This is a genomic window from Reichenbachiella sp. (assembly GCF_039941815.1).
Lineage (GTDB): Bacteria > Bacteroidota > Bacteroidia > Cytophagales > Cyclobacteriaceae > Reichenbachiella.
The window spans coordinates 210,685-224,109 of record NZ_JBDVDW010000062.1 but is presented as its reverse complement, the minus strand read 5'-3'; the positions used below and the strand labels follow the sequence as shown (position 1 = coordinate 224,109).

The 13,425-nt window shown below is 42.7% G+C and carries 8 protein-coding genes; 7 read left to right on the top strand and 1 reads right to left on the bottom strand.

What is annotated here, in order from left to right:
• Positions 1-300: 300 nt before the first annotated feature.
• From ABJF11_RS16705 to ABJF11_RS16685, 5 genes are all read left to right on the top strand, one after another.
• On the top strand, positions 301-1,470 hold the full coding sequence (locus ABJF11_RS16705; protein ID WP_348121210.1) for a cation:proton antiporter: 1,170 nt from the start codon (positions 301-303) through the stop codon (positions 1,468-1,470).
• 128 nt (positions 1,471-1,598) lie between these two features.
• Positions 1,599-2,330, top strand: a complete 732-nt coding sequence (locus ABJF11_RS16700) for a hypothetical protein (RefSeq protein WP_348121209.1) — start codon at positions 1,599-1,601, stop codon at positions 2,328-2,330.
• Positions 2,327-5,089 (top strand): TonB-dependent receptor, encoded by a 2,763-nt coding sequence (locus ABJF11_RS16695; RefSeq protein WP_348121207.1) that lies wholly within the window; start codon positions 2,327-2,329, stop codon positions 5,087-5,089. Before ABJF11_RS16700 ends, ABJF11_RS16695 begins: the two co-directional genes overlap by 4 nt.
• A 3-nt stretch (positions 5,090-5,092) precedes the next feature.
• Complete coding sequence (locus ABJF11_RS16690) at positions 5,093-6,262, top strand: DUF4249 domain-containing protein (protein WP_348121206.1); 1,170 nt, start codon at positions 5,093-5,095, stop codon at positions 6,260-6,262.
• Positions 6,263-6,264: 2 nt separating this feature from the next.
• The gene (locus ABJF11_RS16685) at positions 6,265-8,484 is read left to right on the top strand and encodes a hypothetical protein (protein WP_348121205.1); all 2,220 of its coding nucleotides are present in this window, start codon (positions 6,265-6,267) and stop codon (positions 8,482-8,484) included.
• On the opposite strand, the gene ABJF11_RS16680 is transcribed toward ABJF11_RS16685, so the two are convergent.
• Positions 8,481-9,059, bottom strand: a complete 579-nt coding sequence (locus ABJF11_RS16680) for a TlpA disulfide reductase family protein (protein WP_348121204.1) — start codon at positions 9,057-9,059, stop codon at positions 8,481-8,483. The two genes, ABJF11_RS16685 and ABJF11_RS16680, sit on opposite strands and share 4 nt — an antisense overlap.
• 138 nt (positions 9,060-9,197) lie before the next feature.
• Here ABJF11_RS16680 and ABJF11_RS16675 point away from each other — a divergent pair, with 138 nt between their 5' ends.
• Positions 9,198-11,438, top strand: a complete 2,241-nt coding sequence (locus tag ABJF11_RS16675) for a Tex family protein (RefSeq protein WP_348121203.1) — start codon at positions 9,198-9,200, stop codon at positions 11,436-11,438.
• A gap of 118 nt (positions 11,439-11,556) precedes the next feature.
• Complete coding sequence (locus ABJF11_RS16670; protein WP_348121201.1) at positions 11,557-13,425, top strand: hypothetical protein; 1,869 nt, start codon at positions 11,557-11,559, stop codon at positions 13,423-13,425.

Below are 13,425 nucleotides of genomic sequence, written 5' to 3'. Positions count from 1 at the left end.
ATTTAACTAAAAATACCTTTCAGTCAGTCAATACCATATGACCCTCATCATGAAAAAGCGTGATTCTTAATACGTTTCAAAAAAAAGCTTAATCCATTTGATCTTTGTAACCAACCTTGGATTTGACTGCGGAAAACTATTCGACCGTCTTATTCCTTTCATTCCGGTAGGTAGATTTGATTTCTTGTTTGAAATCGAATTAGCCCCAAACCTGACATCATCATAAAAAATGTTTTTAATTTATCGCTTGTTGACTGGGTATCAATTAGTATTACCTTGTAAACCATCGAGTGTCTAACTATGCTAGCTGTAATAGAGAGCAATCCTATTCTATTAAAATTTGTATCCATTGCCCTTGCGGTAGTGTTAGTAGGGCTGATACTAAAAATGCTCAAGCAACCGCATGTGATTGTTTACATTATCACCGGGCTTATCATTGGTCCGCATGTGCTCGGTGTAGTGACGGACCTGGATCTGATCAGCTCATTAGGATCGTTGGGTTTGGTACTTCTCTTGTTCTTTATTGGGATGGAGATTTCTCTTCAAAACCTGGTCTCCAATTGGAAAATATCTGTGATTGGAACCGTTCTTCAAGTTATTTTCAGTGTGCTTGCAGTTTGGGCCGTTGGCTACTATTTTGACTGGTCCCTCGCTAGAATAGTGACCATAGGATTTGTTTTGAGCCTCAGCAGTACGGCAGTAATAATCAAACTACTACAAGATTCAGGCGAAATGGATGCTCCTGTCGGGCAAAACGTACTAGGAATATTACTTGTACAGGATGTGCTCATTGTACCGATGTTGATCACATTGAGCTATCTATCAGGTCATCAGGCCTCTTCCACAGAAATAATTTTACAGATAGTCGGAGGGATACTAATTGTGGCGTTTGTAGGATTTATATATTTCAAGGGAGAGACTAAGCTCCCCTTCCATAAACTGCTAGTAAAGGATCATGAAATTCAAGTGTTTTTTGCTTTCGGGTTATGCTTTGGATTTTCTATAATTACTGGCTTTTTTGGATTATCTACAGCGCTAGGAGCGTTCATTGCGGGAATATTTGTCGCATCATCTAAGTCGACCATCTGGTTTCATGAAAGCCTCTTTTCTTTTAAAGTAATTTTTGTCGCACTCTTCTTTATATCAATTGGCATGCTGATCGATGTTCACTTTCTTTGGGATAACATCTTGGCGATTAGTGCACTTGTGATGATTGTCCTGCTGACCAATTTTCTGATAAATGCCATCATTATGCGAGGTTTCAAGATGAGCTGGAAAGACAGTCTATATGCCGGTGCACTTCTTTCCCAGATCGGAGAATTTAGCTTTGTTTTAGGGCAACTGGCTTACTTCAATGAGATGATTTCTGATTTTGGATATCAGATGATAGTGGCAGTGATCTCACTCACCCTACTACTAAGTCCATTTTGGATTAGTTTGACCAAAAAACTTCCTATATCAAGTAATTAGCTTATTTTTAGGCTCCAAACTGCTTTTCCTGTTCTAAGGAAATGATACTCTTTGTCATTTGTGCAATTTACCGTTCATCCCCCCATCGGTTTTTGCAGAATTTAGTCGATGAATAAATTGTATTAATCTTGATTAAAACATTACTAACTGTGCTTACTGCGCTCAACCTTTTGGGAGGCAGTCATGCCTTTGGGCAGTATGAAACTGCCGGCCTGGATTTAGACGGCGATCTGTCCGAGTGGTATGATCGTGCGCTGGGTCTGGAAAGCGCAAAAATCTTCGAAGGTAGCTACTATGATATTGGTAGCCCGTATGTCGAACAAAACCAATATTTCAAAGGTGGGCAGTGGGCAACAGGTACCGTTATTTTTGATGGTCAGAAGTACGACAACGTAGACATGCTCTACAACTCATTCCAAGATCAACTGGTCGTACGAAATATTGCATTACATTTTTCAATTGCACAACCAACATTGCCCAATCAGGCGCGAATAGATTCGTTTCAAATCCATGGCCGTCGATTTGTTCATCTTCGTGGTGAGCAAGTGCCTGCCAGCGGGGAGGGCTTTTATGAGCATTTATTTGATGGAGAATCGATTGATTTTTTTGTCAAAAGAATCAAGAACGAATATATCAAATCGAGCGAACTGGTCTACGAGGAAGAGGACAAGCATTTCTTGTATTATAACGGTCAGTATATAAAATTCAGTGGAAAAAACAGTATCTATAAGCTGAATCCTGAGCACAAGACAGCTATGAAAAAGGCAGGACAGAAAACTATCATCAGACTGCGACTGGGAGAAGAAGATGATCTGATCCTACTACTAAAACAATTCGACCAGCTACATTCAAAACCATGAGAAAGATAATGATCATCATGGCGTTCTGCGCTGCCTTTTCTGCCAGGGCGCAAAACAGTGCTCAGCCACTTCAGGACAGCGTAGCGCTCTACCAAGTGATCACCTCACTTGAAGATACAGCCGCTCTACGGTTTTACTTTCGTGAAGAATGGCTGCAAGAGCTATATGTTGATCGGGCTCAACTCAATAATTTGGATGCAGAGTCATTGATCCAGTCTGCACTAGAGTCTACCACCCTGGATTATTACCGCGAGGGGCAAAAATTCATTCTGGTCAGAAACACCTCTATTGTGACCAACCTTCCAATAGCAACTTATTTTGAGCAAGAAGGAGCAGATACCCAGCCAGCAGAGGCCTTAATATTTGCCCGAGACCAGCGAGTCGGAGGCCAAAACGAAGAGCAAATCGTCCATAGCATAGGAGTCAGAAGTAGGTTTGTAAAAGGGGAGAAGAGCACTTTGGCAGGTTATATAACTGATATACAGACTGGTGATCCGGTAGAAGGGGCATTCGTATACATCCAAAGTCCATATATGGGTACCTCTACCGATGCCCAAGGTTTTTATTCACTTGCGCTGCCTAATGGTGAGCATACACTCCTCATGCAGTCTGTAAATATGAAAAACACCAGCCGAAAGCTCATGGTGTACTCAGACGGCAAACTGGATATCAAACTCGAAGTAGACGTCATAGCACTCAATGCAGTAGTGGTCAATGCCAATCGCGAGCGAAATGTTCAGAGTCCAAAAATGGGATTGACGAAAATCGAACCAGAGAGCATGAAGATTGTACCGGCACTATTGGGTGAGAAAGATATGATCCGGGTGTCCACTACGACCGCCGGAGTTCAATTTCTAGGAGAAGGCTCTGCAGGAATAAACATTAGAGGAGGTAAGGCTGATCAAAACCTTTTTCTATTCGATGGAACACCGATCTATAATACCAATCATTTCTTTGGGTTCTTTTCCGTTCTCAACAGTGACGCCTTATCTGGAGTGGATTTGCATAGAAGTAGTATACCGACAGAGTTTGGGGGAAGGCTCTCTTCAGTTTTTGATGTGAGTACCAAAAAACCGAATCATTCTAAATTTTCGGGTACCGGAGGTATAGGTCCGGTGACTTCAAGATTGACATTGGAATCACCAATCGGAAAGAAAGGTCCGTCCGTGATGATTGGAGGAAGGGCGACGTACTCAGATTATGTATTAAATAAAATAAAAAACTCCCCACTAAAGAACAATGAAGCCTCGTTTTATGATCTGGTTGGTAAAGTCGACTACGACCTCAACGAAAAAAATGAAATATCCTTTTCTGCCTATTACAGCAAGGATCAGTTTCAACTGTCATCTGATACCCTGCTGTCGTATACGGACTTTTCCTACTCAAACGCGATCTATTCTTTGAATTGGAAACATGTGTTCAATGATAAACTCCAGGGAATTTTCCATCTCGGGTCAAGCAACTATGACTACAACATCGGCTATGATGTACTCCCAAGTCAGGCTTTTCGCATAGACTTTACTGTAAAAGAAAGATTGGCATCCGCCAAATTTGATAGATATATCAGCGAGAAGCTAAATCTTAAATTTGGTGCCGAAGCAAAATTTTTGAGCGTCCGACCAGGCGTCAAATCACCAGTGGGAGAGGCATCACTGGTTGCGCCAGATGCGCTGAATGAGGAGCGTGGACGAGAGTCTGCCATATATGGTGCGGCTACTTACAGTCCATCCGATAAGTTTACCCTCGACATGGGACTGCGCTATGGTATATACACTGCAGTAGGTCCGGCAAGTGTCAGTCTATATGCCGATGATTCCCCAAAAGATGTCAATTTCATCACAGGTACACGTGAGTATAGCTCTGGGGAGCGCATCACTACCTATCATGGCCCAGAGCCTAGAGTGTCAGGAAGGTACACCTTGTCCGAAAACAGTTCGGTAAAAGCGAGCTATGCCAGAACCAGACAAAACATCCATCTCTTGATCAACTCAGCCTCGATTGCTCCTACTGACATCTGGCGACTGTCCGGCACCTATATCAAACCCCAAATCGCGGATCAGTGGTCGGTCGGGTATTATAGAAACTTTTATGGAAAACATACGATAGAGGCATCTGTAGAGACTTATTACAAAAACATACAAAATTTGGTAGATTTTAAGGTCGGAGCTGACTTACAGTTCAACAAAGCTGTGGAAACGGACCTGCTACAAGGCAATGGACGTTCGTATGGAGCGGAATTTTCCATTAAAAAATCTTCGGGCTGGCTTACTGGTTGGTTAAACTATACCTATTCGAGAACTCTCATTCAGTTGGACGGACGCTATCCGGATGAAATCATCAATAATGGAGATTTTTTCCCAACAGGATATGACAAGCCGCATTATATCAACTCTGTGACCAACTACAAGTTTTCCAGAAGGCTTACTATGACGCTGAGCGCCGTATATGCCACTGGAGTACCTGTTACTTTTCCTGTAGGAAAATGGGATTTCAAATCTTCTGAGAACCTTCTTTACTCAGACAGGAACGCCTTCCGAATTCCAGATTATTTCAGGTTAGACCTGGGAATCAATATAGAGGGAAGCCATAAAATAAAGAAGCTGGCGCATTCCTCATGGAATTTCTCCATATATAATGTCCTGGGTCGAGACAATGTGTATTCGGTGTTTTTCAGAGTAGAAGAGGGAGAAGTAAAAGGATACAAAATGACCGTATTCTCGCACCCGATTCCAACCATCACCTATAATTTCACTTTCTAATTCATGAGCAAGAACTATTTATATTATCTGATATTAATTTTCCTACATGGATGTGTGGAGCCTTATGATTTTGAGGTGACCGAGACGATAGAGGTATTGATTGTGGATGGTACGCTTACGGACGAACAAAAGACTCATCAAGTCAAATTATCCCTATCTGGAGCCTTGGATGCTGACAGTAATCAGCCAGTCACTGGAGCTTCGGTTTGGATTATTCAGGGTGCTGGTACGCAGATAGACCTATTGGAAGTCGAAGGCGGGGTATATGAGACCAGTCCGACTTATCAGGGCGTGGTAGGTCAGTCCTATACCCTATTTGTCAGGCTCAAAGATGGGTCGGAGTATTCTTCTACCACGGAGCGCATGCCCGTACCCGTACCGATAGACAGTGTCTATGGTAGATACATGGTGACCCCATCTACAGAAGATGATCAGATTCTGGCAGGTATTCAAATATTCGTTGATTCGCACGATGAGACGAGCGATTTCTCTAGTTTTAGATTTGAATATGAGGAAGATTACGAAATCCGGGTGCCGTATCCTTCAGTATTTGACTGGGATCCAATTACAGAAACTTCATTTCCCAGGGCTATAGATGTGAGCACCTGCTACGGTCATCAGGAATCCATTGAGCTGGCAATAGCCACCACCAGTGGGCAGTCTGAGAATCGACTTTCCGAATTTCCAGTGCGGCTAGTAGGCGTAGATGAAGCACAGCTCAATTCTAGATACTCGATTATAATCAAGCAGCACGCTATTTCATCGTCCACTTATCAGTACTACAAAAACTTAAAGGAAAACAATGAATCGTCAGGTAGCTTTTTTGATAAGCAAAAAGGTACCATACCTGGCAATATTACCAAAACGAGCGAATCTGGAACGGCAGTGCTTGGATACTTTGAAGTATCTGGCGTCAGCACGAAGACCACTTTTTTTTCTCCGGATGATTATGAGGACGACGGATTTATTGCCATTAGCCCTTTTCGATTTGTATGTGCCTACCGGGATGCGGCTGATTCTATTCGAGCCGATGCACTAAACAATGGTACCATGTCAGGAAGGAATATTTTTAATTTCACCTTCCCTATTCCAGACACGGCCATTCTGGTCACAGAGCGGTGCAGTGATTGTAGATTTCACGGAGATATTGAAAAACCAGACTATTGGGATTAAGGATGAAAAAGATACTAGTCATAATTCTGTTTTTGTGGAATGCCGAAGCACTCATGTCTCAGTCCAACAGATACGAGGCCGTATATAGTCACCTGAGTGCCATAGATCTCATCGCGGGTGAAACGCTCTATTTCAATAACTATGTCTACAGCGATCAAACAGGCAAACGCTCGGATTTGAGTCGATTGATATACATCGAGCTACTTGACCAAAACGGGGAACCAGTCTATCAATCAAAAATGGAGGTGGTGAACGGCCGTAGCTCAGGGCATTTCTATCTTTCTACTAATATCGAGACGGGAAATTATCATTTTGTGGCCTACACCCGCTGGATGCAAAATTTTGATGATTATTATCATCAACCGATTACCATCATCAACCCATATCTGAGTCAGACTTTTGACACAGACACTACCCAATCGCTTCAAGTAGAAATGAAAGTCGAGGGACAAAAATTTCTCGCTGGCGTGAAGAACAAGATGGTGATAAGAGTGACTGACACACAGGAAAATGGCATGGCTTTGACTGGCAGAATAGTTTCTAAAACCTCTGATTTTTCTGTGAATGTCAAAACTGATACTTATGGCTTTTTCTCATGTGAGATTACACCCGATGCAGCTGAGAATTACCAATTGATTTTGGAAAACAACCAGTCCTTTGAATTTTTCGATTTACCTTCTGTAGTCAGCAGCGGTATACAACTGCGATTGTTCTCCACATCAGACTTGTATATTGTAAAACTCATAGCTCCTGAGGGAACCAAATATAGCCAGGGTCAACTCGCGATATACCATCAATCGGAGCAAGTGTCCACTATGCCAGTCGCAATCAATACATCCATCTCTTTAGAAAAAAAACGACTTCCATCTGGACTACTACGAATGGTATTTACCGATAGTGATCAAAACCTACAGGAGCGTTTGATTTGGAATGGCCCTTTTCAAACCATGGATCAACCGCTAGAATTAGGCGCTTATGAAGTCTTGAATGAGGTGAATGCCAGTCTGAAAATCCCGGAGCCGGCAGCATTGTCCATATCAGTAGAGCAGGTAGAGCAGCGCGGACAGTCGAAAGGATTGGAGGTAGAGCGACTGATTGAAAATAAGCTAGCCATAGACCTGCCAGTTTCATATTACCAACAGATCAATACGGATCAGCTTGACCAACTCCTGATTTTTTCCTCTTGGATGGCAACCAGGGAGTATGACTCTTTGGTAGTTTGGCTCCCAGAATATAGATCCGCACTGTTACATGGTGCAGTGAAAGATAAAAATGGTTTGGGTGTTGCAGATCAGCCCGTGGGATTGACATTTTCAGGAGAGCGACCACAACTTGCGACAGCCTCCACAGATATGAATGGCTCATTTGTGCTGGCTTACGATTTGAATTATTCGCAGGACGATCCACGAATCGCGCTACTCAGTGGGGCAGATAGTCTTGTGATCTCTGTAGACCCAGAGTTTTATCAGTCCTACGATGCTTTCAAAAACCCACCCATTCGCATGGATTCAGCAAAAGTTGCTGCGGTCATCAAACGATCTATTCAGAATCAGATCGAAAATGCTTACTATGAGCCGGCACAGCAGATTACTACAACTCTACCGTATCCACAATTTGATCATGTGAAATCATATCGACTGGCTGAGTTCACGAGGTTCCAGACCATCCGAGACACATTTATTGAGTTGATCGCAGAAGTCGGGATTAGCAAGAATGAAAACAAATACAAATTCAGACTTCGCTCAAAAGACCTGTCCAACGGGATGTTTGCTGAGCAGTCTACCTTACTTTTATTAGACGGTACATTAGCCAGTCCTGAAGATATTATCAATATGTCTCCTTACCTGGTCGATCGTATTGATGTTGTGAATCGACGATACTATTTTGGCAAAATTATATTTGATGGAGTGATTTCCATTCATACCCTTTCAAGTGACCGCGCTGGAGTAACTGTGCTTGGATCTCAGATTCCGCTTACAAAAATTCAACCTAGCGAGCCACGGCCTATATTATCCAATCCTTCTCAAGGCGATGCCAGAATACCAAACTATCGTGATCTTCTGTTCTGGGATCCGTCAGTTGATCATGAAGGTGGCGATCTTCAACTTTCTTTCCTTACATCTGAGGTCAAAGGCCTATTCGAAATACGTGTAGAAGGGATATCTCCAGAAGGGAAACCGATCACCAGAAGAGCTTATTTTGAGGTCAAACGAATCCACTAAGAAGGTGGATCTACCTTTCCCTTGACGAGCAGTCGTCTAAATTCTTCAGTATCATATTTGGCCATGCCGGTACGCTTAGCAATTATTTTGCCCAAAGGTGAAATGACAAAAGTCGTGGGGATCGATCGGCTATGATACACGACGGGAAGCGAGGAGGCCATCTGATAAATGGGGAAGGTGTATCCTTTACGATCCACAAAATTCTGAGCCTTGGCAAAAGTATCATCCTGGCTAATAAGTACAAACGCTACATTTTCACCTTGCATTTTATCATATAGATCCTGGATATCAGGCATCTCGGCAATACATGGAGGACACCAGGTGGCCCAAAAATTAAGGAAAACAGTTTTTCCTTCAAATTGACGAAAGTCTATGGCCGCTCCTTGCTGGTCTACTAATCTGAAATTGTAGCTCGCGGTCTCCTGCGCGGATTCTTCCACCATTTCTGCCTGCATCACACCAGTAGTCAGAATTATACGCTGCAAAAAACCAGCTAGTTCGGTATATAATCCTGTGTAAAACAGCACACCCATAACGCCGATAAGAATGGCCCATTCTCTTAGTTGTTTCTTCATTAGCTACTCCCGATTACTGTACATCTTCAGATGTGGAAAACTTCTTTGAACTTATACAAAAGTAGAGTGATATTAATTCCAATACGTGATTAAATTTGAAGCTTTCAGTTTATCAGTTATAAAAAACAACGCTATCTAATGGGTCAAAATCACATTTCCCTCATCGCTTCTGAACATGGAATCCCAGTCTCCGGAGTATCTGCAATAGTTAGTCTCCTGGATGGAGGAGCTACTGTACCTTTTATTTCCAGATATAGAAAGGAACAAACCGGCAGCTTGGATGAAGTAGCCGTCGCCTACGTCAAAGATCGAATCGCCAAACTACGAGACCTGGACAAGCGTAGAGAGGCCATATTAAAATCGATTGATGAGCAGGGCAAACTAACCAACGAGCTAAAAAAGAAGATTGACAATGCGCTCACCATGGCGGAGCTGGAAGACATCTATTTGCCCTATAAGCCAAAGCGTAAGACCAAAGGCTCTATGGCTAAGGAGAAAGGACTGGAGCCACTGGCAACACTTATCTACGCACAAGGCCTGGGTGATCCGGAAGAGCAGGCTGCCAAGTATATCAGTGAGGAGAAGGGAGTGAATGACCAAGAAGAAGCGTTGCAGGGAGCCAGAGATATCATAGCAGAGTGGGTAAGTGAAAATGCAGAGGTGAGAGCCGGACTTCGTAAGCTATTTCTAGACAAGGCGAAGATCAAATCCACAGTCATGAAAGGTAAGGAGCAAGAAGGGCAGAAGTACAAGGACTATTTCGAATGGGAGGAGCCACTCAAAGGCATCCCATCTCATAGGCTCTTGGCGATGAGACGCGGCGAAAAGGAAATGATTCTGTCACTAGATATTTTTCCCGATGAAAACGATGCAAACTTCCTGCTAGAGCGGAAAATAATAACCGGACAAAATGCAAATGTAGAACAGGTCAAAATAGCACTCAAGGATGCATATAAGAGATTGCTGAAACCGTCCATGGAGACGGAGACTCGGGTGACCACTAAGAAAAATGCTGATGACGAGGCGATTCAGGTATTCTCGGAAAACCTAAGACAGCTACTCCTTTCTCCCGCATTGGGACAAAAAAATGTACTGGCACTAGATCCGGGGTTTAGAACTGGCTGCAAGGTCGTTTGCCTTGATAAACAAGGTAAGCTGCTCGAGTTTGAAGCTATTTTTCCTCATGAGCCACAGCGCAAGACAGCCGAGGCTGGGGCCACAGTGAAACATATGGTTGAAAAATACAACATCGAGGCCATAGCCATTGGCAATGGTACGGCTAGTAGAGAATCCGAAACATTCATTCGCTCATTAGGCTTGCCTTCGCATGTTGTAATAGCTATGGTAAGTGAAAGCGGAGCCTCTATTTATTCGGCCTCTGACGTGGCAAGAGAAGAGTTTCCGGATCAGGATTTGACTGTTCGCGGTGCCGTATCTATAGGCAGAAGAATGATGGATCCATTGGCAGAATTGGTCAAACTAGACGCCAAGTCAATCGGTGTAGGACAATATCAGCACGATGTAGATCAAAATTCCCTCAAGCATTCTCTGGATGAGGTAGTGGAGAGCTGCGTCAACGTGGTGGGGGTAGAGCTAAATACTGCTAGTAAGCAGCTACTGACTTACGTATCCGGGCTTGGGCCGCAACTAGCTGACAATATTGTAAAACACAGAAATGAAAATGGACCATTCAAAAGTAGAGAGTCACTGAAAAAAGTGCCTCGGATGGGAGACAAAGCTTTTGAGCAAGCAGCCGGTTTTTTGAGGATTCGGGAGAGCAAAAATGTTCTAGATGCTAGCGCTGTACACCCAGAACGATATACTACCGTATCAAAAATGGCCTCTGACCTGAGTACCACGGTAGATCAGCTGATGAAAGATGCAACCATCCGGTCGAAAATTGACCCTAAAAATTATGTCACCGAAGAAGTAGGTTTGCCTACGCTAAAAGATATCATGGAGGAGCTTGCCAAACCAGGTCGCGATCCTAGAGAAAAGTATGAGGCTTTTAGCTTTCAGGAAGGTGTGAATGAAGTCAGTGATTTGAAAGTAGGAATGAAACTGCCTGGCATTGTCACTAACATTACTAAGTTTGGCGCATTTGTCGATGTCGGTGTACATCAGGATGGATTGGTGCACGTTAGCCAGCTCTCAGACTCTTTTGTCAATGACCCGGCCAAAGTGGTAAAACTTCAACAGCAAGTGCACGTCACTGTAACTGAGATCAATACCGCTCAAAAACGAATTTCGCTTTCGATGAAATCTGACCCTTTTGGGAAACCAAAGAAGAAATTTGAGCGCAAACAAGAAGCAAAACAGGAACCGCAAGGAGATTTGCAGTCCAAACTAGCCATGCTCAAGGGAAAATTTAATGGTTGAAGTATCGTTTTAGCTTATTATTAGGGATTTTTCCTAGAAAAATTATAATTTAATCAGGGAAAAATCTTTTGTTACATTTGTAACATTAACCAGACCATCAATCAGAAAAGAGATAGAAATGCATAAATTAATCGTATTCGCACTCAGTATTTTCTTTTGTTGCGCGTTCCATTCTTCCTTTGCCCAAAAAAAGATCAAATATGATAAAGATATCTTCCCGCTTTTGGAAGCTAAAAACTATGACCAGGCCATGCCAATGCTTTGGTCGTTTCTGGCAGATCCAAAGAACGCAGAAGTGCCCAATGCCAACCTTCAAGTAGGTTTATACTACGAAAGTCTGGTAGATGGATATCATATTATCAATGATTCGACAGCCATTCTTGGAGCTTCTGATACCGCAGTGATCTATCTTTCAAAGGCGAAAGCGCTGATTACTGAAAAAGAGCTTAAGAAAAACGACGAATTCTATCAGGACTTTTATCGACGTGACTTGCGTACGGGTGACTTTGGGATCAAGATCTCAGATGTGCAGCTGGATGTAGAAAAGAAACTTCAAAGTCTGAAAAATATAAATAAGTACGCTAAAGAAATCTATACTGATCTGTTTAGTATAAATGTGGCCAATGAGTTTTCTATTAACGCTTATCAATCATTTAATAGACAGTATCCAAATATCAACGACCTGTATTTGATGGCTGATGACGGTGTCAAGGATACCCTTGTAAGTATGATTGATAAAAATACAGAGATCAAAGAAAAATTTGACAATGTACGCGATGCTGTTAGTCGTATTGGGAAAAAAGGATATAGTCCCGAGTTGACCTTTGCAGAAATTGTGAACTACGGCGAGGATGGGTTGTCCACGGTAAACTTCTTCGAAAATGATGTCAAAGCCTGGGACTATGGCTCATGGGCTGAAGAAACTCAAAATATTGTAAAAAGAGATATGACAAGGCTCAAAAGTCAAATCGTGGCTGCTAATAAAGCCTTAAAAACACAGAGCGAAAAAATCAACAGCGGGTCTGGAATTTTGGATGAGGAACCTATTACAGCACTAGATGCTAAAATGGTTGCTGAAATTAAAAAATATGATGAAGAACCATTGGCGGTTGAACTACTCAGCATTCTGCTCAACAAAAATAAGTTTGACTACCTCACAAGCGAAACTCTCAACGAACGGATGGTCGACCTTGATGATGTAGATTATCAGCTGGCTGTGTCTGATAGTCTGATTCAACTTATAGACATGATGGACGCCTCTGTGTCCACTTTAGTAGAGCCGGGAATCACAGTCGCCGCAAAAAAATACAACAAGCTCATCACCGGAGAATATGGAGGAGATGTAGGCCTGATCAGATACAGAAAAAAACTCGAAGGAGAGCTGGCTTCTGCACGATCCAAATGGTCTGCTTATAATGACCAATATATAGAGCGAGCCAGATGGGGAGTGAGTGAAGACGGTACGGATTCTTTATACCTCATTCCGAGAATGGATACCTCATATGTCGCTCATGACTTTTCAAAATACTATTCTATAGTTTCTATGAAAGACGACTCGTCTAATACCTATGTTGTAGGAATGGAATTTCGAGGTACTTCGGATCAGGGATTTATTGCCAGAGTGAATAACGCCAGAAAAATTCTCTGGAAAAGAAACTTCAAGCTGACCAGTTTTACCTATAGCGATAGTGAGTTCCTTGTGTCAGGACAGTTTATACCTGCGCCGGAAGGAGCTGTGGCTGCATATATTTTCTCATTGGTGCCTGAGTCAAAAAATAACATTATTGCTATTTCTACTAACCCTGAAGGCGAAATGAATTGGGTAAACCACCTCAAAATCAGCCGCCCTCCGGTCGATGTCAAATTCAACGATATTGTAAAAGAGACCATTTTCTATACCAAGACAGAGGAAGAACTTGAAAACGGTGCGGGCGATCCAGACGACCCGGGATATTTTGTGGTGGACAGAAGCGGTAACGTTAGATAA